This is a genomic window from Chryseobacterium sp. ON_d1 (assembly GCF_006829085.1).
GTDB lineage: Bacteria > Bacteroidota > Bacteroidia > Flavobacteriales > Weeksellaceae > Chryseobacterium.
In genome coordinates this window covers 232,471-257,684 of record NZ_BJTC01000009.1, presented here as the reverse complement: position 1 = coordinate 257,684, position 25,214 = coordinate 232,471, and the positions used below count along the sequence as shown (strand labels likewise).

Sequence of the window (25,214 nt, the reverse complement as noted above, 5' to 3'; positions counted from 1 at the left end):
TTAGGAAAGATTCCAGAAATCTTTCATTAAATTCAATAATAAATCAGGCCGTACTTTATCCATAGGATGTCTGGTATCCGGAAGTACGGCCAGTTTTGCATCAGGAAGGCTTCTGTAAACACTTACACTTTCTTCGATAGTGACCATATTATCTTGATCTCCCACCATAATCTGAGTTGGAATATTAATGGTAGAAAGATTGTTTTCCAAAGGAGGATTTTTACCCAACCCAATCATTAGCTCAGCCATAGCCGGAAGAAGTTTTTTCCATTTTGATCCATGTTGTGATTCTAAAAGGCGGGCATACTGCGGAACTTTCTCGAGGATGACATCAGGATTAAGCATTTTGCTTTCTTTTAAAGCCTGCTCTTCAGCCCATTCAAACTTAGTTCCCAGGGTCATCATAGAATTTACATTTTCCGGACTTTTCATAGCATAACACAGTGCAATATAACCTCCCATACTGTGCCCGAATATCGATACATTGGTCAGATTATGCACTGCGCAATATTCGGATAATTCCTGAGTATACTTTTCGATACTGATTCCGTCTGCCGGAAGCTCCCGGTCTCCATGTCCTGAAAATAAGGGAGTATGTATTGTAAAATATCGGGATAACGTGTTCAGATAAGGGGTGAAAATATCGCTGTGGCCTAAAGCTCCGTGTAATAAAATAAGATTGGGCATAGTGGTTTAGTTTCCTGAAAATTAGGGAAAAGAATCGAATGATGAAAATAGATTGAATAAACAGTTTTTTTGAAAGCTTGAATATAACCGGAACCCGCATCTCAGCATCAGATATCCATTGCCATTACCAAGACACTCACTTTATTATCTCCCGCATTTAATATTTCCCAGGCAACCGATGAAATGGTATTTCCTGTCGTAAAAACATCATCAATCAGAAGAATATGTTTTCCGGAAACAGGATGTGTGGCAGAGAAAGTATTGACTGTTTCCAACCGGTGTCTCTTATTCTTTAAGGCTTGTGCTTTAGAATAATAATTTCTCCTGATTAATTCATGATCAAACGGGATGTTATACAAGTCAGATAGCGTTTCAGTGAATAAATGAAGCTGGTTGTAGCCACGGGTTCTCAGCTTCTTTGGGTGAAGCGGTACACTGACCAAAAGATCGGGTTTTTCATTGCCAAAATCCAGTCGTTCTGCAGTCCATTCTGCCAGAATCTTTCCTATTTTTTCCCTGCTTTGGTATTTCAGGTGGTGAATGATTTTACGGCTTAAACTTTCCTCTTCAAACTGAATTAATGCAAAAGAATTCTCAATAGGAAAAAGCAGACTGCATTTTTCCTTAACCGGATTATTCCCGAAATAATCGTAATGGGTAAAATGAATCTGATGAAAGCAAAGATCACATACCGGAATCTCAGGATCAGTAATTCGGTTGCAGTGAATGCAACGGTTGGGAAATAATACATTTAACATCATGAGTGTGCTTTGTACTAAGATATAAAATTATTGTCAATTTTTTGCTTCGCAAAATCAATAGTGAAATATTAACGCTAATTAAAATGTCCTTACCATCAAGCATTATAAAACACTATGGAAAACCTGCGAACTTTGCTTTTAAGAAAATATGTTACCAGTAGATTTTGAACAATATATAAACCCAGATCAGGTATTCTGAACCTCTAGCTGTACACACATTCACAATTGAAGCACATTGACGATTCATTATTCACCCATTAATTCTCAAATCTTTTTCTGATCTTTTCAACTGAGTTTTTCATACTCAGGTTAAAATGTTCCTTTTCCAGTCTTACCGGCGGTGCTTGCCTTACTTCACAGTCTGGAATACTGCAGGATTCACAGGTAACCCCTACATTGATGGTTTTTAAAGAAGGAGATTTAATGAAACCTATTTTTTTAATCGTTTGGGTATTCAGCAGAATTCCGAGACAGTAGCTTCTGTTGCTTCCGTCCGAAAAAGGATTTTTCTGTGAGGTGGAAATGACCAGGTAGCTTATTCCCTGATCTTTATAATGTGAAATCTGAGCATCAGTTAAGGTCTCATTTTCTTTTAAATGATCAAGATTTTTCACAGCAATCCACCTTCTGCAGTAATGTTCATTGGTGGCATTGGCATGAGGGGCCTGCTGATGGTTGAGATGGAGTTCTTTTAAAATCTGGATTTTATCAGAGTTTTTCTTTTTTACCAGACATAAATAGAACAGGTCTTTAATTCCCATTTCAGCCGAAAGAATATTGGTCAACCGGTAATAAAACGTTTCAGGGGAGTGGGTAAAGCTGTTGATAAGGCTTTCAAAACTTTTCGGTTCCCATTTGTTCTGTTGAAAAAAGTCAGAAGACTTTTCAATGGCAGACTCTTTTGAAATTAACAAAGCTCCGGCAAAATAAGATGCATAAAAGTTGTTCAGGATTTCTTCAAAACTTCCGAAATCCAGCCAGGAGTATGTATTGGGGCGATTTTTTAATTCCAGCACATTGAAGCCGATTTCTTTGGCAAGGATAAAGGTCTTCTGATCTTTTTCCAGTTTTTGATTCAGGAGTAAAAGTTTTTTCTCAGGAATAAAAAGTGAGCGGAGATTATCCAGGGTTCCGTATTTTTCAAAATCTTCAGATTGAATCATATAGCCGAATTTTTCTCCAAGAATCTTTTCAAGAATATCAGACTTTAAATTTTTACCGGTTTGTAATTTATTTTCTTTGGTAAATAAACCCACTTTTTCTTCAATTTCCGGAAAATAATTGTCATACAGTTCCTGAAAGGACCTTAAAACCGCAAAATAAAACCTTTCTTTTCCAAGGTTATAATTCTGGGAGATTTCAATGAGCGCATTGATGAAAGCGGTCACCTTTTTAGGAGCATCACTGATGATGCTGATGAGATTGTTTTTGTTGATGCCGAACAGCTCCAGGGGGACTTCTTTGAAAAAATCAGATTGCAGGATTTCATTGAAAGGCGCTAAGCTTTTATCAAGTTTGGTTGAAACCAGATCGTCAAAAGTACAGCTCAATGCTTCAGAAAGCTGAATGATCTTATCGTGCTTGGGATATTTTTTTCCGTTTTCAATCTCATTAAGATAAGATTTTGATAACCCTGTCTTTACAGCAAGATCCTGCAGGGACCAGTTTTTCTTTTGTCGCTGCTGTTTCAGTTTCAGTCCGAAAACTGTTTTGATAAAGTCGCTTTCTGAATTCATTACTCAAATATAAATAATAGATGCGATTATTCGCATAATAATTTTTAAATAAATTTAGCGAACGTTCGCTATTTGTGAAAATTTTTATTTATGTTTGTAATATCAAATCACAAAATCAATAGGTTATGGAAACTAAGACTCAATTGGAAATAAAGGCACAGAAGCAGTTTGAAGGGATTTTTACCTCAGATTTGACAGATTTTCTGATAGCACTTCATCAGAATTTCAATCATAAGAGGCTTGCACTTTTAGAAGAAAGAAAAAACACACAGCAGAAATTTGATTCGGGAAATCTCCCTCAATTCTTAAAAGAAACAGAAGAGATTCGAAAAGGGAACTGGGTGTGTGCGCCACTTCCGGCAGATTTGCTGGACAGAAGAGTTGAAATTACGGGACCTGTTGACCGTAAGATGATCATTAACGCCTTGAATTCCGGAGCGTCTACATTTATGGCTGACTTTGAAGACAGCAGCTCGCCGGTATGGGAAAACTGTATACAGGGACAGATTAATCTTTCTGATGCTATAAACAGAAACATCGATTTTGTCAATGAAAAAGGAAAAGCTTATACTCTTAATGAAGACACTGCTGTCTTACAGGTCCGTCCCCGTGGCCTTCATCTTCCGGAGAAACATATTGAAATCAATGGAGAGAAAGCTTCCGGTTCGCTGATTGATTTTGGAATCTATTTTTTCAGAAATGCAAAACAGCTTTTAGAAAATGGAAGTGGTCCTTATTTCTATCTTCCGAAACTGGAACATTATAAAGAAGCCCGTTGGTGGAATGAGGTTTTTATTTTTGCCCAAAACTATCTGGGCATTCAGGAGGGAACCATCAAAGCTACTGTTCTAATAGAAACCATCACTGCTTCATTTCAGATTGACGAAATTTTATTTGAATTAAAAGAACATAGTGCCGGTCTTAACTGTGGCAGATGGGATTATATTTTCTCTTATATCAAAAAGTTCAGAAACCTGCCGGAATTTATTGTTCCGGACAGGGATCAGGTGACCATGACTTCACCTTTCATGGGTGCCTATTCAAAAAGAGTCATCGAAATCTGTCACAAAAGAAATGTACATGCTATCGGCGGTATGGCAGCACAGATTCCTGTAAAAGATGATGAAGAAGCTAATCAGAAGGCTTTTGAAAAAGTAAGAAACGATAAAGAGCGTGAAGTTAAAAACGGTCATGACGGAACCTGGGTGGCACATCCGGCATTGGTAGCCGTAGCTAAAGAAGTTTTTGACCAATATATGCCTTCCCACAACCAGATTGATAAAAAATTTGAATATCATATTACCGAAAGTAACCTGTTGGAAATTCCCAAAGGAGATATTACCGAAAAAGGAGTCCGAAAAAATATCAATGTAGGAATTCTTTACCTGGAAAGCTGGCTCATGGGAACTGGTGCTGCGGCCATCTATAATCTGATGGAAGATGCGGCTACTGCAGAAATTTCAAGAACTCAGATCTGGCAATGGCTGAAAAATGAAGCGGTGTTAAGTGACGACAGAACATTGACCCGAAATATGGTTCTGCAGTGGGAAAAAGAAGAAATGGACCACATTGAAAAGTACGTAGGAGAGGCCCGTTTTAAGAACGGAAAATTCAATCTTGCCAAAGAACTTTTCAATGAACTGATCTTCTGTGAGAACTTTGAAGAATTTCTAACCCTGAAAGCATATCCTTTTATATAGTAAAATATAGGTTGCTGGTTTTATACTAGCTGGTTGAAGCCAGATCATCATTTAACAGTAACAATATAACCAGCATCTGGTAACAAAATTACTTTCAAACCTAATCAAACAAAATCCAAATATTATGAAAACAAGACAAGAACAAATCCAGGCTATTGAGCAAGATTGGCTGACAAACCCACGCTGGAACGGTATCAAGAGGCCGTATACAGCAGAAGAAGTTCTGAAACTTCGCGGCTCTTATACCATAGATTATACCATTGCGACAGAAATGTCCAGGAAATTCTGGAATAAACTAAATAACCAGGATTATGTAGCAGGGCTTGGTGCATTAACCGGTAATCAGGCGGTACAGGAAGTGGATGCCGGCCTGGAGGCAATTTATCTTTCAGGATGGCAGGTTGCAGCAGACGCTAATTTATCAGGAGAAATGTATCCCGATCAGTCATTATATCCGGCCAATTCAGTGCCTGCTGTTGTCAAGAAGATTAATAACGCCTTATTGAGAGCAGATCAGGTACAATCTGTGAACGGAACAGGTGATAAAGAATATCTGGTGCCTATTATTGCAGATGCTGAAGCAGGTTTTGGAGGTAATCTGAATGCTTTTGAGCTGATGAAGCAAATGATAGAGGCAGGAGCAGCAGCCGTACATTTTGAAGATCAGCTTTCATCTGCAAAAAAATGCGGACACTTGGGTGGAAAAGTACTGGTGCCAACCCAGGAAGCAGTGAATAAATTAATTGCAGCACGTCTGGCTGCTGATGTTTTGGGCGTTCCAAGCCTTATTATTGCAAGAACGGATGCTGACGCGGCAGATTTACTGACTTCAGATATTGATGACCGGGATAAAAAATTTGTAACCGGCGAACGTACTTCTGAAGGTTTTTATGTAGTAAGAAACGGAGTAGAGCAGGGGATAGACAGAGGTCTGTCTTATGCTCCTTACGCAGACCTGATCTGGATGGAAACTTCCAATCCTGACCTGGAGCAGGCCAGAAGATTTGCAGAAGGAATTCATGAAAAATTTCCGGGTAAAATGCTTGCTTATAACTGCTCCCCTTCATTCAACTGGGCAGCAAAGCTGAGTACTGAAGAAATGTCTACTTTCCGGGAGGAACTTGCTAAGATGGGCTATAAATTCCAGTTTATTACTCTGGCAGGATTCCATGCTTTGAATACCGCTATGTTTGAACTGGCTTTAGCTTATAAAGAAAGAGGCATGGCCGGATATTCAGAACTGCAGGAACGTGAGTTTGCCTTGCAGCAGAAAGGATTTAGGGCTGTGAAGCATCAGTCTTTTGTAGGGACAGGATATTTCGATGAGATACAGAATATTGTTACCAACGGCTCTTCAGCTACGGTAGCGATGAAAGATTCTACAGAAACGGCACAATTCCATTAGCCATTTTTTTCCATATTTTTTGATGTTAAACCTTTCTCTTTTGGGGAAGGTTTTTCTCTGCTGAATATTTTTTAAGGCTATTTTAAAATCAATCCAACATTAAAATAATAAAGTAATAAATGTCAGAGAATAAGTAATGAAAATTTGAATTATATTTGAGGACGAAAAATATTATTAAAAATGAATTTAATCAAAGTACTTTTTATTACATTAGGATTAACACTTACTGCAAATGCTGCGAAAGCCCAACAGAAAATTGGAAGCGTGAACACTGATGATATTTTTGCAAGTTTATCTGAAGTAAAAACGATAAGTGCAACCGTTGATAACCTGACAAAAACCAAGCAGACAGAAATTGAAAAACTGATCGGAGATTATCAGACTAAACTGAAGGCAGCGCAGGATAAAGAAAAAACGCTTAGTGAAGCTAATAAAGAAGCAGTGACTAAAGAACTTATGGCTGCTCAGACCGAATTGCAGAATCTTGGTAAAAAAATTGAAGAATCAAGAGCTCAGGCGGCTAAAGATATCTCAGCAAAACAAAATGAATTGTTTACTCCATTACAGCAAAAAGTAAAGGCAGCTATTTCTGCAGCTGCTAAGGAAAGAGGTATCAATTATGTTTTTGATATAGCATCTCAGGAAACCAATAACCTCGTTTACAACGATGGAAGCGAAGATATCACAGCGCTTGTAAAAAGTAAATTGGGGGCTTCTGCTACAACTGCCAAGCCGGCTGGGAAATCTAAATAAGAAATTTCATCTGCTGAATATGAATACGGAATCAGGTCTGCTGATTCCGTATTTTTATGTATAAAGTATGAGGTAAGAGTAAGAAAGTTCTGTTTTAAAATGATAAATTTGAGTAAACTTTCAGGAGAATGAATTTAATGTACGAAAAGCAGATCAAAGTAACGGAAGAACATATTGATCAGAACAATCATGTGAATAATGTACAGTATGTGCACTGGGTAGAAGAAGTAGCAGCTGAACACTGGGATCTTTTAAAACATAAAACAGAATATATCAATGATGCATGGATGCTTCTGGATCACCATATCCAATATAAAAAACAGGTGTATCTTAATGATATTATTACCGTAAGAACTTATCCGATGGCTCCCGAAGGTGCCAAACAGCCAAGAAAAGTTGAATTTTACTGTAATGATGAGCTTGTGGTTGACTCAAGTACGCTTTGGATTCTGTTTGACCCGGAAGCCAAAAAGATCAAGCGACTGGAAAGCGACTGGCTGGAGAAGTTTTTTTAACCATATGCATCAAATCAAAACTGAATACATGAAACTCTTCTATTCATTCACTTCACTACTGTTGAGTGTAACAGGTTACAGTCAGGAAAATCCTTACCGGTTTTCAGATGACATAAAAAAGGAAGTGGCAGACTCCACCCAAAGTCAATCCTGGAGAAGTCAGATGGGAGCAACGTATTACTCAATAAGCGGACAGTATCAATCTGCACTGGAAAGCTGGGACATTACTTTCGGAAGGATGAAAAAGCTGACTGCTGCAGATAGTCTGAAATATTCAAAACTAACTCCTGCCAATGCTAAAGATTATATTTTAAAAAGAGTAAGGAATGAGCAGATTGTTATTATCAACGAAGCTCATCATAACGCCAGCCACAGAACGTTTGCCTCTTCTTTACTTCAGGGGTTATATGACGAGGGGTACAGGTATTTAGGAATCGAAACGTTAGCGAATGATTCATTACAACATATAGGAAAGTTTGCTACCCTCAGCAGCGGCTACTATTCCAAAGAACCCGAATTTGGAAATTTTATTTACAATGCCCTGAAAATTGGGTTTAAACTTTTTCCATACGAAGCTGAAGGAAATAACAAGGAAAGGGAAATTGGAGAGGCAAAAAATATCTTCGATTTTATGCAGAAAAACAAAGTCGGAAAATATCTGATCTATTGTGGTTATCAGCATGCTTTTGAAGGAACTCATAAATCCTGGGAAAAAACGATGGCGGGACGGCTTTCTGATCTTACAGGGATCAATCCGTTTACCATTGACCAGACTCAGTTTTCAGAAAAAAGTGATATGAAGTTTCATGAGCCACTGTTAAGGCTGATCAGGAATACTGTTCCTGTCGTTTTAAAAGATGAAAATCAGGGAATATATAATGGCGAAGACAAAGAGTTGTATACTGACGTTAAAATCATTCATCCCATTACAAAATACGTTAAAGGCAGACCCAATTGGATGTTGACGGATAATAGAAAACTGTATAAGATTCCGGCTTCTGAAGTTTCAGAATATCCTGCTTTGATTTTTGCTTACAGAAAAGAGGAGTACGAACAAAAAGGAATTCCTGCTGATATCATTGAACTCAAGACTTCTAAAGACAACCGTTATTTGATCCTGGATAAAGGAAATTATGATATTGTTATAAAAGATCGGGAATATAAAGTCATGAACAGATTCGAAAAAACGATAAAGTAATAATGGTATTGAAAATCTGTTAAAAAAAATATTAATATTACTGTAATAGAAACAGTCTTTTCTGTGTTAAGCGGTTTTGTCATATCTTTGCAGTATGATACGTATTACAAAAATTTTTACATTCGAAACTGCTCACGTGCTTTATAACTACGATGGGAAATGTAAAAATATGCATGGACATTCCTATAAGCTGTTTGTGACAGTGAAAGGAAAACCGATTAATGATATTGATAACCCTAAAAATGGGATGGTGGTAGATTTCGGAGATATCAAAAGTATCGTAAAATCTGAGATCGTAGATGTATGGGACCATGCAGTTCTTGTCAATGCACTGTCTCCCCACAAAGAATTGGGGGATGATCTTGAGCAGAAAGGACATAAAGTAATCTATTGCAGTTTCCAGCCAACCTGCGAAAACATGCTGTATGCCATTGCAGCCAAAATAAAATCAAAACTTCCCGAAGGAATTTCTTTAGCTTATCTTAAGCTTCATGAGACAGAAAACTCTTATGGAGAATGGTTTGCAGAAGATAATCAGTAATTTTACCCCACAAAACTCAGAAGGTGTTAAAAACAACAATTAACTTAGAACCTGGAAAAAAAGTATATTTCGCTTCAGATCAGCATTTTGGTGCTCCTACACCAAAGGAAAGTAAAGTGCGCGAAGAGAGGTTTATACGCTGGATGGACGAGATCAAAGAAGATGCTCAGGTTTTGTTTTTAATGGGGGACCTTTTTGATTTCTGGCATGAATGGAAGCATGTTATTCCTAAAGGATATGTCCGGGTACTTGGGAAAATTGCAGAACTTAAAGACAGGGGAATTCATATTTATTTTTTTGTCGGAAACCACGATCTGTGGATGAAAGATTATCTGGAAGAAGAAATCGGGTGTACCGTATTCTATCAGAAACAGTATTTTGAAATGGGAGGGAAGCAATTCCTGCTGGCTCATGGAGATGGATTGGGGCCTGGTGACAAAGGATATAAAAGAATGAAAAAACTATTTACAAATCCTGTAGCACAATGGTTCTTCAAATGGCTTCATCCGGATATTGCGATGAAAATTGCATTATATCTTTCCCAAAAAAATAAAATGATCTCCGGGGAAGAAGACAAGGCATTTCTGGGAGAAGATAAAGAGTTTTTGATCATTTATTCCAAAGAAAAGCTGAAGACTCAGAAGATCGATTACTTTATCTATGGACACAGGCACCTGCCTATGGTATTGGATCTGGGACCGAATGCAAAATATATCAATCTTGGAGACTGGATTTCCTATTTTACTTATGGAGTATTCGAAAAAGATTTTGAACTGAAAATTTTTGAAAAATAAAAGCAAAAAAAATTACCTCTAAAAGAGGTAACTTTCGAACGGGTGGAAGCCCATTCTTGTTTTTAATCCATATTCCGGATAAGTAATTGCAATAAGTTTACCAAAATAGGTTCAACACATTAAAAATTATTAAATAAATAATATTTTATCACTATAATTGCTTTGTAGTGAGGGATTAAGAAATTCAAAAAGTTATGGAACTGAAAAATATATTCAACATACAGACGGAACAGGATTTCCTGAATGCAGCATTGAAAACATTTCGTTATCAATATGAAAATGTTGAAATATACAGGAAATTCGTTGACTATCTGAATGTTAATCCCGATGAGGTGGATGAGTTGATGAAAATTCCGTTTCTTCCTATCGAAATGTTTAAAAATCATCAGATTCTGGATAAAAATAGTACTGCAGATCTTTTTTTTCAAAGTTCGGGTACCACTCAGATGAATCTTTCAAAACATTTCATTGCAGATCCCGAGCTTTATGAAGAAAGCATTTATAAGAGTTTCACACAGTTTATAGGAAAACCGGAAGATTATATTTTTCTGGGTTTACTGCCAAGCTATCTTGAGAGGCAGCATTCATCACTGATCTATATGGTAGATTATCTGATGAAAAAATCTGCCATGCCTGAAAACGGATATTTTCTTTACAATCATGCTGAACTTTTTGAGCTGTTGAACAGGCTGCAGGGTAGGAAAGTTATTCTTTTCGGAGTTTCCTTTGCCCTTCTTGACTTTCTTGATTATTGTCATCACGAACATAGCAAGGAGTCTCTCAATTTTCCTGAAAATTTAATCGTGATTGAAACCGGAGGAATGAAAGGACGAAAAGAGGAAATGACAAAGGATGAGCTTTTAAAAACTCTCCAGGAAGGTCTTAATACAGATAAGATTTATTCCGAATATTCTATGACGGAACTGCTATCACAGGCCTATTCCCTTGGGAATAACGAATACGAATGTCCAAACTGGATGAGGATCATGGTTCGTAATGCAGAGGACCCTTTAGCTTATGAAAAAGAAGGCCGGACGGGAGCAATCAATATCATTGATCTTGCCAATACCCATTCCTGCTCATTTATTGCAACGCAGGATTTAGGAAAAATAACGGGAGATAAGTTTCAGGTATTGGGAAGAATAGACCATTCTGATATCAGGGGATGCAGCCTGCTGGTTAGCTAACCTGAGAAAACAATTGTGAATCGTCAATTCGCTTCGCTTGTCAATTTTTAATTAGTGTCTGAAATTTTGCTTTAAAATCTGGATTTCATCATCATAGAGATAAATGATTTGCAATTTTTGCTGAGTGAAATGCCTTTGCGAAGCTTTAAACAACAAACAAATAAAAGCTTTGTGAACATTGCGTTACAACATTTACCATTAATGAATTGTATTATCATTAATACTTTTTACATTGTACATTGTACATTTTACAGTCATAACAATGATTAAAATAGAAGAACTTATACACGCCTATATTCATACCCACTGCGATTTTGAAAAAGAAATTGTGCTGACCAATTATTTTCAGGCAGATTGGGAAGCAGATATTCTGATCATTGATGCAGAAGGCGGCAGTCATGAAATTGAAATCAAACTTTCAAAAAGTGATTTTAAAAATGATTTCAAAAAATCATACCTGAATAAAGATACCGGAGAAAAGTTTCTGAAACATGATAAAATTTCCTGTGGAGATTATATGTGCAATTCTTTCAGTTTTTTACTTCCGATGGGAATGGTAGATGCTGAACTTATCCCGGAACATTGCGGAATCATTGAATTCTATCATAATGTAGATACCTGGGAAACCGAATTTTACCAGATCCGCCAGCCTAAAAAGCTTCATGAAGATTCTTACTGGACACTGAATGATAAAGATCTTTTTATAAGAAAAATAGCATTGAATCTTCTTCAGCGTAAAATGGAAATCAAAGGAAAACACGAAGAACTGATCTTTAAAAATCCCTTCGACATCAAAAAGCTGAAATAAGGGAAGAACAATTTATCAGAAATCATAAAACAAAAAATCCTGCCGCCTGACAGGATTTTTATCATTGAATGGTATTTAAGAAATTAATCAGCAATTTCAGCAGTGTCTCTCTGAAGCAGGAATTTGTAGATCAATCCTCCTACAACTCCTCCCAGTATAGGGGCTACCCAGAACAGCCAAAGCTGTGACATAGCAATTCCACCCATAAAGACTGCCTGAGAAAGTGATCTTGCCGGGTTTACGGAGGTATTTGTAATCGGGATAGAGATCAGATGGATCAAAGTAAGAGCAAGACCGATGGCAAGACCGGCAAATTTACCGTTAGCCCATTTATCCGTAGCTCCCATGATCACAATAAGGAAGAATGCTGTTAATAAAAACTCAGCCAGGAAAGCTGCTCCCATGCTGAAAGCTTTTCCATTGTAAACGGCTTCACCGTAAAAGTTCGTAGCAAAATCTCCGGGTTTCGAGAATTCTACTGCTCCGGCACCGTTGAGGATCGTATACAGACAGCCCGCTGCAACAATTGCTCCTAAACACTGGGCCACAATGTAAGGAATAAGGTCTTTTGCAGGAAACCTTCCGCCTGCTAAAAGCCCGAAGGATACTGCCGGATTAAAATGCCCTCCTGAGATATGCCCTACAGCATAAGCCATGGTAAGAACCGTAAGACCGAAAGCCAAAGCAACTCCTAAAAGTCCGATGCCAATATCTGGAACACCGGCTGCAAAAACAGCGCTTCCACACCCTCCGAAAACAAGCCAAAATGTGCCGAAAAATTCAGCAAAAAGTTTTTTTATCATGTTGTTTATGTTTAAATGTATCTCAAATGTAAAATTTAAATCTTAAAGTAAAAAGTTAAAACTGAAAAAATATTTCAAAAAACAGGGAACAAAAATTACAAAATCAATAATTTGGTGTAAAGTTTGTTTGGGATTTATTTAGAGAGTGTTATAGTCAGTATTGAAAGAGATATCATAAATGTTTTATCTTTCATTTGTAATTTAAAAGGATGGTGAATGAGAAAATTTCTTTGTGTGGTCTTTGTACCTTTTATTTATAGTTTACATTATGCACAGGCAGCAAAAAAATCTTTTCCATGCTATGATCTTGCTGCTGTCTTGAAGGTTGAACCTACTCCCCTTTATAAATCTCATCTTGATGCCTCAAAGAGCTTCGGAATTCAGCTGCTGAAAGATTCCAAAACGGTGCAGAAGTATATCAATAACGGGAAGTTCCACAAGATAAAAAAATCAGGTAAGGGGTATCAGGTCCAAAGACTGGATTACAGCAGGGCTTATATGGTTTCCAAAGCAAAAACAACACTGGAGAAGATTGGAGCCAGGTTCCATAAAGAAACAAAAGGCGGGACCTTTACCGTTTCATCCATTACCAGAACTCTTGAAGACCAGTGCAGGCTGAGAAGAGTAAACGGGAATGCCTCATTAGGAATTAGTTCCCACAACTATGGTAACTCTTTTGATATCTCTTATGTAAGATTCAATAATGTACTGAAGTATAATCCGAAAATGGAAGCTGCTCTGGAAAAAGTATTGAAATATTATGAAAAAGCCGGTAGAATCTGCTATATTAAAGAAAAGCAGCAAAGCTGTTATCATATCACTGTGAAAAATTATTAATAAAAATCCTCTTGCATAGCATATTTAGTTTGCATATTTTTATACAACCAAAAAAACTATGCTTATGACAACGTTAAACATTGTAGACTACATGCTGCCTGTGGAAGAATGCAGAGCGGCAGCCAATGAGTGGAAATCCTGTTTTTCTGATTTTTCAAAACTGCAAAGCCTTATCCCTACGAACTATGTTTTTAATATCTCAAGAGAACATCTTGAATGGATGAAAGGCTTTAGTAATTATAAAGACTTTTGTTCAGCAATAGGAGTATACAAAGGGCGTTTGATAATGATTCTCTATCCTATGAACGAAAAAGGGGATAAAGTAGATGTAAAAGAATACCCATACAGCTTCCTTACTGAATTGGATCATGATCTGAGACTTCAGGAAATCCAGGAATATACCGTTGTTAAAAATGCAGTGCTTTCCAAAAGTTTAGAAAAAACTGAGAAAGATTCCAATATGGCTTTTCCGGTTTCCAGCACACCAATTCTTGAGCAGGATGTAGCCGTAAATGCTATTGAACGTTGGAGAAATGAAGGGATGGACTGGTTTTACAAAGAATGCAGAGAAAATGCAGGAAACGGGATTTTTAGAAAATTCTATGTTCCTACAGCGGATCTTTGCCTTGATAACCAGGGGTTAGCAGGAATTACCTGTTCTTTTGGTCTTAAATACAATGATATTTATGGTAAAATGCTGGTAACTCTTATCTTTATCTCTTTCCTTGAAAATCTTAAGGATGCAGAAAATGGAGTACAGACTATTTCAAATACCTACGACTGGGCAAAGCCATGTCCTCCTATCTGCCGTATTCCGGATGTGGATGTTGGATGTGAATTCTAAAAAGTTACACTGAGGAATGGCTGAACTTTATAAGGCAATTTTATTCCTGAACTATGGGCTGCTCCTATCGGTTATAATATTGGGAGCAGTAAAATACCGTATATTATATCACAAAGAAAAGCAGTATTATTATTGTATTGCTTTTCTTTTTTTTATTGAGCTGCTGAATCTGGCTCTGCCTTACCTCTTCAGGCTTAATGATACTTCATTCCTTTATCCTTTATATATTGCAGGAGAATTTTTTCTACTGACGGGCTTATTTATCAGAAAACTGGATTGGCCGAAATCTGTACTTGGAGCTGTAGGTCTGCTGGCTGCGGGTTTTATGATTTCCCAATATGGTTTTGGGTATCCTGCAAATGCCGATATTGCAAAAGTGATTTCCAATATCATTATTATCTGTCTTTCAGGGTTTACATTGATTCGTGAGATTAAAAATACCTCTGCACAGAACCGTTTTCTCCTGGTGGATGCCAGTATTTTTTTCTATTATTCTGTTTCGGTGTTTATTTTTATCATTCAGCATCAGATTGCCAATCTGTCGGAAAACGATTATTATACTATTCTCAGTGCCAATAATATTCTTTCGAGTATCTTGTACTGTTCATTTTTATACACTTTTTTAAAATTAAAGAAGTAACTTTAAATATCAATCTGCTGATCCTTATAATTGTTACCATAACAGTTATAGTATCCTTTATTCTATTGGCTTACAGAGCCTTTATCACCAGGATTATAAAGGAAAAGAATGTACAGCATGAGGCAGAAGTTCAGCACCAGAAAAAACTGGTACTGGAAAACATCAAGGCCCAGGAAGAAGAAAGAAAAAGAATTGCGGTTATGATTCATGATGATATCGGAAACCGTCTCAATATTCTTTCCTTATGGCTGAATAATCTCGATACACAGGGTGACGAGCTGATCAAAAAAAATATCTACGGGCAGATGTCTTCTCTGATTGATGCTGCAAGAAGTATTTCTCATTCATTATACCCTGTTAATCTGGAATCGGTAGGGCTGGTATTATACGTTGAAGAACTGATCGCCAACCTTTCTCACAAAATAAATATTTCCCTGCAGGTTATGCCGGGATATGAAAAAAAAGATCTTTTTGTAGAAGTGCAGCTGTACAGGATTATTCAGGAATTTACTACTAATGTGATCAAGCATTCGGATGCAGCGGATCTTTGGATCTATATCAAAGATTATCCTGAAAATATGGCGGTTGTTATCTCAGATAACGGACAGGGGTTTGAATATGAAGAGGTGAAAAAGGGTATGGGAATCAAAAATATAGAATCCCGTATCAAATCGATGAACGCCACACACAAATGGAAAAAAACCTTTTTAAATAAAGGAAGTCGTTTAATTATTAAAATTCCAAAATATCATGAGTTCCCAAATCAAACTAGCACTGATTGATGATGAACAGCTGATCCTTGAAGGGGTAAGAATGTTGCTGTCCAATGAAAAAAATATCTCGGTGTGCCTTACTGCAGATAACGGCCCGGATTTTATAGAAGACCTCGGAAAACTTTCAGAAGATGAATTTCCTGATATTGCCCTTGTGGATGTTCAGATGAAACCAATGAATGGCTTTGAGCTGGTAGAAATTCTGAAGGAAAAATATCCTGATCTTAAAATTATTATCCTGTCATCCCATTACAAAACATCTATTCTGGGATATATGGTCAAGTTGGGAGTGTCGGCATTCCTTCCCAAAAATTCAAATAAAAAGACATTTATTGAGGCCATCACCATGGTAGATAAAAACGGAGTCTTTTTCACGGCTGAAGATCATCAGATGCTGTTTACCTATATGAACAGTTCTGCCAAGAAGAATTCTCTTTTTGACACAGAAGATGAGCTTTCTGAAAGAGAAAAAGATGTCGTAAAACTGATCTGTCAGGAATTTACCAATAACGAAATAGGCGAAAAACTCTTTATCAGTCCAAGAACGGTAGAAAGCCACCGTCAGCGTATCCTGGAGAAGATCGGAGCCAAAAATACAGTGGGAATCGTTATCTATGCTATTGTCAACAATATATACACACTTGAAAAAATATAATATGATTCCGTAGAAATACGGAATTTTTTATTTGGTACTTTTCACTCTAGTCAGGCTTATTTTTCTTCTGTTATTTTGAATTGTCTCTTTTAGAGGTTTTTAGTTAAAAAAACACAAACAGGATCTGTAATAAAAAATTAAAGTAAAACATGAATAGCAGAGTGATTTCCGTCGGGATTTTCTTTGACGGTACAGGAAATAATGGAGTAAATATTCTTTCACCGGACAAACCGCTGAACAATAATGAAAGCTATTATGGCACATTTACCAACATCTATAAATTATACAGTTTATTCATTGGAGATGAAAAAATTTATATCGAGGGAATTGGTACCGTATCAGGGAGTGAAGATAATAATTTTGCGATGGCAACCTGCGCAAATCCGCCTTATGGTAGCGGTTATTCATCAGATAATAAACTTCAGAAGGCAGAAGATTTTGTGCAACAGGTTACCCATGATCAAACCATAGAATACCATTTCTATATTTATGGATTTGGAAGAGGAGGAATGCTGGCCAGAACTTTCTGTAATCAGCTTTTGAATTATTATGCGCCGGATCATTGCCGGATCAAATTTTTGGGAGTTTTTGATACCGTAGAATCCAAGCCATTTAATACCTATGCTCTGAATATACCTGCCCAGGTAGAGAACGCTTTCCATATCTGTGCAGTTAATGAGAGCCGTTTTTTCTTTCCGCTAACCGGGTTTTTTGAAAATTCAAAGACTATGCAGGATCAGAAATCTGAACATCAGTCATCCGTCTGGAAAGAAATTTTTGTGCCGGGAGATCATGCTGATGTAGGAGGCGGTTATTTGGAGGGACCACAGTCTGTTTATATTTCTACAGACTTTATGAATATTGATGACATTCATCATTATGTTTCAGATATCAGAAGTGCAAAGATGAGTGCTGAAGGAGATAAAATATGGGATGCTCTGCTTTCAGGATACGGAGTAGAGACTGTTAACGGACTTTCACAGGCATATGTCTGCAGGGATAAGGTATATAATGAACTTTCGAAAATATATGGAAAACTGATGATGGATGAAACCAATACGACAGGATCTGTTTTCAGTATAGAAAATCAGGCTTATTTTGGAACAGATTATAACAGGCATTCTTTTCTCAATCGTTTTTATATAAAAATGAAAGAATATATAAAAGATCTTTCAGGAAGCAGGAAGCCAATATATGATTTTGGAAAATTTGCAGACTATATCCATATTTCATCAAACTTTGGATTATATAGTAAAAGTTTCCGGTACAGGTCACAACAGGAAGTGAATATTGAACTGATCAATCACGGATTGAATGTTTCCAGTAATACCTCTGTTGATCAGAATAGCCAGATAAGGCTTTCCGAAGAACTCCATTTACCGGAAGACAGCTTTGTGGCAGATTTTCTTTATGGAACCAATGTACCCAATAATGATCTTTGGATTCGTTCCATTGTAAAAATACCTGCTTCAGTTCCGTTAAATGAAATTAGAAATTAATTACAGTGCTTCTCAGTTTTAAATTTAGGTTAGGGGACATCCATTAAGGTGTCTCCTTTTTTCTTAAGATTTTGGCAGTCAATTGAGTATAATTACCTAATTCTGAATTTGGTGTATTATACTGTAGTTTCCGGTTTTTGATTCTCGTTACTTTGATCTGTTCATTTCATAGAGCTTCAAAATAGAAAATTGAAAAATCTAGCACTAAAAAGAGTAGGAATACCAAAGATTAAAACAATGGAAAAGACACTAATTCAAAGACCCGGAACCAGAATATACTCAATTAAATTTGATTTCACATCAGCTGATCAGAAACAAATTTTACAATACCTGCAGGAAAATGCCTGTCAATTAATGGGATTTAAAGGAGCAACAGGCCCAAATCAGATTTCTGTAGGAGTGCCGGCTTGGTTTGCCATCAACTTTGGGCATATGTTTGGTACAGAAGAAATTTATTGTGAACCCGAATATAAAGTATATGTTTTCAATAGAGCAGTTATTGAACCTGGTACAACCATTCACATGCAGGCATTATCACAGGAAATTCCTTTAGGAACAGCCATAAGCTTTCATTCTGACGGTTCATTTTCGAGAGGAGAGAGTACTCCTGAAGGAATAATCACTGTAAAAAATGAAAGACATCCGGGGGCTCCTAATGTTACAATAGGGCTTGCTGCAAAAGTAAATGGAGTATTTCAGCCTTTCTGTGCATTTACATCTTCTTCACAGAGACAGGTGAGTATGAAACCTAATGAAAAGATAGTCTTATTTGCTTCTCAGGCAAATATGCATTCCGGAGATATTGTGTTAAATTCAATGGCACCAGGGGGAGCGTTTACTTTCAGTGCTGAAAATATGCAGTACGATTTACAGATTATCCGAAGAACTTATGGGGTTGCAAATGCACCCGGAGCAGCTCCTGTAGAGAGTATACCTGCGGGGCAGTCCTTGATACAGCTCCTCAATACATAAAATTATATAACAAATCACCAAAACCCAATAATTATGAAAGTTTCAGAATGGCTTAAAAAAGCTAATAAGCTTTTGCAGACTTGCGAAAATGAAATCAGCATCAAAAACGGCAGTAAAAAGATGACAATGGCTCAGGCTACTACTTTAAACGAGCTGCAGCATGAGATAGGATCTCACCACGGAATCAGACAGGTAACTTATAAAGAGGCAGCCCAAAGTCTGGTAGAAATGATTGCAATGGTAGAGTCCGGAAGGAAAACCCCGCCACTCACTCCAGGATAAACTTCTGCAACATCAGTAACGTTAGAAATAAAAACGGTCCAAAACGGACCGCTTTTTTTATTTCTGGGCTATTCATTTCTTTTTCCGTATTTTTGCCGGCGAAAATTCATTATTCATTACTAATTATTAATTAAGATGCTTTCGGTTCAAAGTTTAGGATTACATCATTCAGGAAATTATTTATTTCAAAATGTCAATTTCACCATTAAAAAGGATGATAAAGTAGGTCTGGTAGGAAAAAATGGAGCGGGGAAATCCACTTTATTGAAAATGCTTTCCGGAGAAATTAATTTCTACGAAGGTGAAGTGGTGACAGAAGGAAGTATTACCATTGGATTCCTGAAGCAGGATCTTGATTTCGTAAAAGGAAGGACGGTTTGGGATGAAACCATGCAGGCTTTTGAACAGATCAATGCCTGGAAAAACGAGCTTGAAGAAGTCAATCATCAGATGGCCGTCAGAACGGATTACGAAAGTGATTCTTATACAGATCTGATCAATAAAATGACCGAACTGAATGATCTTTTGATGAACCATGATGCCTATAATCTTGAAGGGGACATGGAAAAAGTTTTATTTGGTTTAGGATTTAAAGCAGATGACTTCCAAAAGATTACCGATGAATTTTCAGGAGGATGGAGGATGAGAATCGAATTGGCAAAATTGCTTCTTCAGAAGAACGATATTATGCTTCTCGATGAGCCTACCAACCACCTGGATATGGAATCCATCATCTGGCTTGAAAACTTCCTTAAGGAATATCCGGGAGCTATTGTTCTGGTAAGCCACGATAAACAGTTCATGACAGCTGTATGCAACCGTACTTTCGATATTAATAATAAAAAGGTTGACGATTATAAAGCCAACTATTCCAAATATCTGATCATGAGAGAAGATCGCCGTGAGAAACTGATTCAGGCTAAAAAAAATCAGGATGCGGAGATCAAACAGATGGAAGACAATATCAATAAGTTCCGTGCCAGTGCTACAAAAGCATCTTTCGCGCAGTCACTTATTAAGAAATTAGATAAAATAGAACGTATTGAGGTTGATAACGAAGATGTTTCAAAATTCAACATCCGTTTCGTTCAGTCTATGGTTCCCGGGAAAGTGATCTTCGAAGCGGTAAATCTTGGAAAGGCTTATGGGCAGAAACAGATTTTTGACAATGTAGATTTCATCGTTCAGAGAGGAGACAGGATTGCTCTTTTAGGACAGAATGGTCAGGGAAAAACTACGCTGGCTAAAATTCTTGCAGGAGATATCAAGGATTATTCCGGAACATGGAATCTTGGACATAATGTCAATATCGGATATTTTGCGCAGAATCAGGAAGAGGTTTTGACCCCTAACAAAACGGTTCTGGAAGAAGCTGAAGATGCAGCAACCGAAGAAACAAGACCTAGAGTAAGAGACTTATTAGGATCTTTCCTTTTCCAGGGAGATGCTGTTTCTAAGAAAACAAAAGTGCTTTCCGGAGGAGAAAGAAACCGTCTGGCACTTTGTAAACTATTGCTTCGTCCTTTCAATACACTGATCATGGACGAACCTACTAACCACCTTGATATCCAGTCTAAAGAAATTATCAAGCTGGCATTGCAGAATTTTGAAGGAACTCTGATTGTGATCTCGCACGACAGGGAATTCCTGCAGGGGCTTTGTGATAAGATCTATGAATTCCGTGACGGAAAAATGAAAGAGTTCCTTGGAGACATCAACGAGTATCTTGAGTACAGACAAAAGGAAACCATCAGAGAGATTTCTGCAGAAAAAGCCAAACTTCATAACGAAGTAAAGACAGAACCTAAGAAAGTGGAAGAAAAACCTGTTGTGAGCAGTACCCAATCTTCCAATATTGTCAGTAAAGAACAAAAAAATATTCAGAATAAAATCAAGAAAGTAGAAGAAAGAATTTCTGAGCTTGAAACAAAAGTAGAAGAAATGGAAGCTTCTTTTGCTAAAGAAAATCCTTCAGATGAAACCCTGGAACAATACAATAAATTCAAGGAAGATCTGGAGACAGCACTGCAGGAGTGGGAATATCTCGGAACCCAACTTGATTAGTCAAAAATATACATGCTTCATAAATTAAAAATTATGGAGCATTTTTTTTGTAACAGAATGCTGTTCATCTCTACTTATTATCAGTAGTTGCACAGTAATTTAATAAAACTTTAAGGAAACAATTAAATTATTTTCATAATTTTGAACCATGATTATTAAAGAAAGCAGAAATTTAAAGAGTTTTATCTCCAAGCTGTTGTTTGGAGTATATTTCCTTGCGCTGCTTTCTCAAAGCTTTCACCATCACGATTCTGTAGACTATTTTAAGGCTTTTAATCTTAAAAAAACGGAGAATACGGTGACGAAGGCTGTTACTAAAGAGAAAGCTGGCGACTGTCTGGCCTGCCACTTTTTGGTGACCGGACATACACTGGCTCCTGAAGAATTCAACTTTACTTTTGAGCATTACAGCCATGAAGTAAAGCCAATCATCGCCATTCAGGAGAAAATATGGTCTCAGACCAAATTCACTTTTCAGCTTCGGGGACCGCCCGCATTTTCATAATTCATAGATTCTTATTGGGTTTAAAGTTCTGTACTTTAAAGTTTAATGTTTGATGTTCGAAGTTTAAAGCTGTTGGAAATCATTTGGTAACGGCTGTTATTAACGGTTTCAGTGACTAATTTTTAATTTCTCATCATCAATACATTTTACTTTTTACATTGTATATTCTACAATTAAAACAAACCCTTCCCACAAATTTTAACGAAAAATGTACCTTATTGATAGGTACGCAATCAATCTATTTACAATGAAATTGATATATTGCCTGCTGCTGATCTTTTGCGGATCAGTATTTACAAGTGCACAAAAAACATATACTGTAGAGGGAACCGTTCAGGATTTTCATGATAAGACCATGCTGGAAAATGCAGTCATCAAAATCGGAAACTTTACAGCCAAAACAAACAAGAAAGGTAAATTTTCTTTTGACAAAATTCCTGCAGGGAAGTATACGCTCATTGCACAACATCCTGATTGCAATGATTATACTGAAAATATAGGAGTTGATCGGGATGTTCAGTTGGTCATTACCCTGGAACATCATGTCAAAGATATTGAAACCGTTACCATCCATGGAAGTCATAAAAACAACGGTTCACTGGTAGTGAAAACGCTCAATAAATCTGATATAGAGAAAAACTCTACGGATAATCTGGGGAATTTATTATCTAAAATTTCAGGAGTGACGGCTTTGAAAACCGGGAATAATATTTCAAAACCTGTTATTCACGGGCTGTATGGAAGCCGAATCAGCATCCTGAACAATGGAGTACGCCTTGCTGAGCAGGAATGGGGAGTGGAACATGCCCCGAATGTTGATATTAATAATTTTCAGCATATCGATGTAATCAAAGGAGCTTCTGCTTTGAAATATGGAAGTGATGCTATTGGTGGAGTCGTGGTAATGGAGCCGGAAATTTTCCCCAAAAAGGATACTATCAAAGGCTCAGTCGGTCTTACCGGAATTTCCAACGGAAGAGGTCTTGGGCTTGATGTAGATGTTGCTAAAGTCTGGAAAAACGGATGGGCTGTAAAATCTGGCGGAAGCATCAAGAAACTGGGAGACCAGAGTGCACCCAATTATAATCTGAAAAATACAGGAATGGATTTTTCTTCCTTCAATTTCACTGTTCAGAATAATACCTATGAAAGAGGGATCTCTTTTGATTATTATCTGACAAACCAGAATATAGGAATTTTAAGAGACTCACACGTTTCCACCTCTGAAGATTATGACAGGGCGATGAATGCCAATCCTCCAATCTATTCAGGAAAATTCAGTTATGATATTGATAACCCAAGACAGGTTATTGAACATCATATTGCAAAAGTTTCTGCTTTCAAGAGATTTGAAAATATAGGGAAATTGTCTGCTACGTACAGTTATCAGTACAACCACAGACAGGAATATGATATAAGAAGAGGAGATTTAAATGATACCCCTTCACTGGATTTGGCGTTGATGACGCACCAGTTCAATATTAATGATTTATTAGAGAGAGAAAAGTGGTCTTTGGAAACCGGAATTGATGCAGGGTTTCAAAACAATTATTCAGATCCGGCAACAAAAGCGAGACGTCTGATCCCGAATTATGATAAATATTCGGCAGGTGCTTATTCTGTTTTTAAATATAAAATTTCACCTGAATTCAATTTTGAAGCAGGAGCGAGATATGACTTCACCCGTTATGATGTAACCAAATGGTATGATAAAAGTGACTGGGATCAGTTATATGCCAATGCTTATCCACAATTCTATGTGAAAACAGATCAGAACAGAGTTTTGACACGCCCTCAGCTTAATTATAATAATGTCTCTTTCAATGCAGGGCTGGAATACCGTCCCAATGCCAATTTTGATCTGAAATTTAATTATGCAAAAGTGGGAAGATCTCCGAATGTTGCTGAATTATTTTCAGACGGGCTGCACCATTCTGCAGGTATTATTGAAACCGGATACATGGGCTTGAAAAATGAGCAGGGACATCAGTTTAATTTAAATGTAGACTCAAAATTCAATGTTTTAAAAGGATTGAATGTTTCTGTAAACCCATATTTCTTCATCACTAAAAACTTCATTAATGAAATTCCCGTTGGGATCAAAGGAACAATCAGAGGGGTATTCCCGGAATGGGTATATCAGCAGATTGATGCAAAAATGTATGGAGTGGATCTGGATATCAACTGGAAACTTACGGATGACCTTACTTATGTAGGAAAAGGAAGCTACGTATACGGGCAGGACGATACCCATAACGAGCCGTTGATTCTGATGATGCCTCCAAATTTTTCCAATGCATTACAGTTTAAAAAGCAGGAATGGAACAGCTTCTATTTCACTGTTGAAAACCAGACATTTTTAAAACAAACCAGATTCCCGATCCGAAATGCACCATTGGAGCTTTTTGTGAATGGTGAGTTGGTGGATAAGGAAATCGATTTCAGTACGCCGCCAAACGGATACTCACTTTGGAATATCCAAACGGGAATCAACATCAGCAAAAACCTTTCTGCGGGACTCATCGTAAACAATCTTTTCAATACTTCATACAGAGAGTATCTGAACCGTTTGAGATTCTTTGCAGATGAGGCAGGAAGAAACTTTATTTTAAACTTTAGATACAGATTCTAAAGATTTCAAAAAACATTTAATCAAAATTTCACAATTTTAAATTCTTAACAATGAACAAACTATTCAATACTAAAAATATTATCAAATTATTAGCTGTTTTATTCATCACTGTTACTGCTGTTACATCTTGTCAGAGAAACGGTTCTGCAGAAGAAGATGACCTTCCTCAGGAAGAACTTACGAATATCGTGTTACTGGTAACTGATGATGCAGCAGGAACCACTCAAAGTTATGATTACAGTATCGGAGCGGGAGGAACGCCTACTATTCCGCTTACAGATGGTAAGACTTACACTGTTCAGGCAAAATTCAGAAACGGAAATGAAGATGCTACCCAGGAGATCATTGATGCTAAAAACGAACATTTTTTAATTTTTGATTTTCCAAAATCCAATATTACCGTAGAAAGAGTAGATGGCAGCGATCTTAGAAGTGATGGGAAAAGAGTTGGATTGAGAACCAAATGGACTGTCGTGAAAGCTGTTGACGGAACGGCTCCGTTTTTAAAACTGACGCTTATTCACTCTCCTCAAAGTGTAAACGATGCTAAATCAGGTACTGCCTGGGGAAGCGTCGTAGGAGGAGAAACCGACGCTGAGGCAAAATACAACCTAAGTAATTAG

Annotated in this window: 25 protein-coding genes; 21 read left to right on the top strand and 4 right to left on the bottom strand. The window is 37.2% G+C overall.

Annotated elements, in window-relative coordinates:
* The 3 genes from CRS_RS15890 to CRS_RS15880 all read right to left on the bottom strand — a co-directional run bounded on the left by CRS_RS15890 (window position 1) and on the right by CRS_RS15880 (window position 3,184).
* Window positions 1-687 carry an alpha/beta fold hydrolase gene (locus tag CRS_RS15890; protein WP_142724998.1) on the bottom strand — a complete coding sequence of 229 codons (687 nt, stop codon included), beginning with the start codon at window positions 685-687 and terminating at the stop codon, window positions 1-3.
* Between the two features lie 107 nt (window positions 688-794).
* Window positions 795-1,448, bottom strand: a complete 654-nt coding sequence (locus tag CRS_RS15885) for a ComF family protein (protein ID WP_142724997.1) — start codon at window positions 1,446-1,448, stop codon at window positions 795-797.
* Between the two features lie 257 nt (window positions 1,449-1,705).
* A complete protein-coding gene (locus tag CRS_RS15880; RefSeq protein ID WP_142724996.1) occupies window positions 1,706-3,184 on the bottom strand; it encodes a helix-turn-helix domain-containing protein in 1,479 nt (492 codons plus the stop codon).
* A gap of 125 nt (window positions 3,185-3,309) precedes the next feature.
* On the opposite strand from CRS_RS15880, the gene aceB reads away from it, so the two are divergent.
* From aceB to CRS_RS15835, 9 genes are all read left to right on the top strand, one after another.
* The gene (gene aceB / locus CRS_RS15875) at window positions 3,310-4,884 is read left to right on the top strand and encodes a malate synthase A (RefSeq protein ID WP_142724995.1); all 1,575 of its coding nucleotides are present in this window, start codon (window positions 3,310-3,312) and stop codon (window positions 4,882-4,884) included.
* Window positions 4,885-5,008: 124 nt separating this feature from the next.
* Complete coding sequence (gene aceA / locus CRS_RS15870) at window positions 5,009-6,289, top strand: isocitrate lyase (RefSeq protein WP_142724994.1); 1,281 nt, start codon at window positions 5,009-5,011, stop codon at window positions 6,287-6,289.
* A 180-nt stretch (window positions 6,290-6,469) separates the two neighbouring features.
* Window positions 6,470-7,042: an OmpH family outer membrane protein gene (locus CRS_RS15865; RefSeq protein WP_142724993.1), complete on the top strand. Its 573-nt coding sequence runs from the start codon at window positions 6,470-6,472 to the stop codon at window positions 7,040-7,042.
* A gap of 128 nt (window positions 7,043-7,170) precedes the next feature.
* Window positions 7,171-7,557: a thioesterase family protein gene (locus CRS_RS15860; protein WP_142724992.1), complete on the top strand. Its 387-nt coding sequence runs from the start codon at window positions 7,171-7,173 to the stop codon at window positions 7,555-7,557.
* A gap of 28 nt (window positions 7,558-7,585) precedes the next feature.
* Window positions 7,586-8,755: a hypothetical protein gene (locus tag CRS_RS15855; protein ID WP_142724991.1), complete on the top strand. Its 1,170-nt coding sequence runs from the start codon at window positions 7,586-7,588 to the stop codon at window positions 8,753-8,755.
* Between the two features lie 94 nt (window positions 8,756-8,849).
* Entirely contained in the window at window positions 8,850-9,296 is a 447-nt protein-coding gene (locus tag CRS_RS15850; protein ID WP_002976816.1) for a 6-carboxytetrahydropterin synthase, read from the top strand.
* 23 nt (window positions 9,297-9,319) lie between these two features.
* Window positions 9,320-10,090, top strand: coding sequence for a UDP-2,3-diacylglucosamine diphosphatase (locus tag CRS_RS15845; RefSeq protein ID WP_142724990.1), 771 nt, complete (start codon window positions 9,320-9,322; stop codon window positions 10,088-10,090).
* Between the two features lie 194 nt (window positions 10,091-10,284).
* Window positions 10,285-11,277, top strand: a complete 993-nt coding sequence (locus tag CRS_RS15840; RefSeq protein ID WP_142724989.1) for an acyl transferase — start codon at window positions 10,285-10,287, stop codon at window positions 11,275-11,277.
* 262 nt (window positions 11,278-11,539) lie between these two features.
* Window positions 11,540-12,085: a hypothetical protein gene (locus CRS_RS15835; RefSeq protein WP_142724988.1), complete on the top strand. Its 546-nt coding sequence runs from the start codon at window positions 11,540-11,542 to the stop codon at window positions 12,083-12,085.
* A gap of 83 nt (window positions 12,086-12,168) precedes the next feature.
* Here CRS_RS15835 and aqpZ read toward each other — a convergent pair whose 3' ends face one another.
* Window positions 12,169-12,885, bottom strand: coding sequence for an aquaporin Z (gene aqpZ / locus CRS_RS15830; RefSeq protein ID WP_034696881.1), 717 nt, complete (start codon window positions 12,883-12,885; stop codon window positions 12,169-12,171).
* Window positions 12,886-13,104: 219 nt separating this feature from the next.
* Here aqpZ and CRS_RS15825 point away from each other — a divergent pair, with 219 nt between their 5' ends.
* The 12 genes from CRS_RS15825 to CRS_RS15770 all read left to right on the top strand — a co-directional run bounded on the left by CRS_RS15825 (window position 13,105) and on the right by CRS_RS15770 (window position 25,214).
* A complete protein-coding gene (locus CRS_RS15825; RefSeq protein WP_142724987.1) occupies window positions 13,105-13,725 on the top strand; it encodes a DUF5715 family protein in 621 nt (206 codons plus the stop codon).
* A 64-nt stretch (window positions 13,726-13,789) separates the two neighbouring features.
* Window positions 13,790-14,569, top strand: coding sequence for a hypothetical protein (locus tag CRS_RS15820; protein WP_228451274.1), 780 nt, complete (start codon window positions 13,790-13,792; stop codon window positions 14,567-14,569).
* A gap of 16 nt (window positions 14,570-14,585) precedes the next feature.
* Window positions 14,586-15,209, top strand: coding sequence for a hypothetical protein (locus tag CRS_RS15815; RefSeq protein WP_142724985.1), 624 nt, complete (start codon window positions 14,586-14,588; stop codon window positions 15,207-15,209).
* A gap of 65 nt (window positions 15,210-15,274) precedes the next feature.
* Complete coding sequence (locus tag CRS_RS15810) at window positions 15,275-15,991, top strand: sensor histidine kinase (protein ID WP_228451273.1); 717 nt, start codon at window positions 15,275-15,277, stop codon at window positions 15,989-15,991.
* Window positions 15,960-16,637 carry a response regulator gene (locus tag CRS_RS15805; protein WP_142724984.1) on the top strand — a complete coding sequence of 226 codons (678 nt, stop codon included), beginning with the start codon at window positions 15,960-15,962 and terminating at the stop codon, window positions 16,635-16,637. Before CRS_RS15810 ends, CRS_RS15805 begins: the two co-directional genes overlap by 32 nt.
* 149 nt (window positions 16,638-16,786) lie before the next feature.
* A complete protein-coding gene (locus CRS_RS15800; protein ID WP_142724983.1) occupies window positions 16,787-18,136 on the top strand; it encodes a DUF2235 domain-containing protein in 1,350 nt (449 codons plus the stop codon).
* A gap of 237 nt (window positions 18,137-18,373) precedes the next feature.
* Window positions 18,374-19,108, top strand: coding sequence for a hypothetical protein (locus CRS_RS15795; protein WP_142724982.1), 735 nt, complete (start codon window positions 18,374-18,376; stop codon window positions 19,106-19,108).
* Between the two features lie 33 nt (window positions 19,109-19,141).
* Window positions 19,142-19,390, top strand: a complete 249-nt coding sequence (locus tag CRS_RS15790; RefSeq protein ID WP_142724981.1) for a hypothetical protein — start codon at window positions 19,142-19,144, stop codon at window positions 19,388-19,390.
* 135 nt (window positions 19,391-19,525) lie between these two features.
* Window positions 19,526-21,454, top strand: coding sequence for an ABC-F family ATP-binding cassette domain-containing protein (locus CRS_RS15785; RefSeq protein ID WP_142724980.1), 1,929 nt, complete (start codon window positions 19,526-19,528; stop codon window positions 21,452-21,454).
* Between the two features lie 148 nt (window positions 21,455-21,602).
* Entirely contained in the window at window positions 21,603-21,959 is a 357-nt protein-coding gene (locus CRS_RS15780; RefSeq protein WP_228451272.1) for a hypothetical protein, read from the top strand.
* Window positions 21,960-22,206: 247 nt separating this feature from the next.
* Window positions 22,207-24,591 (top strand): TonB-dependent receptor, encoded by a 2,385-nt coding sequence (locus CRS_RS15775; RefSeq protein ID WP_142724979.1) that lies wholly within the window; start codon window positions 22,207-22,209, stop codon window positions 24,589-24,591.
* A 50-nt stretch (window positions 24,592-24,641) separates the two neighbouring features.
* On the top strand, window positions 24,642-25,214 hold the full coding sequence (locus CRS_RS15770; protein ID WP_142724978.1) for a hypothetical protein: 573 nt from the start codon (window positions 24,642-24,644) through the stop codon (window positions 25,212-25,214).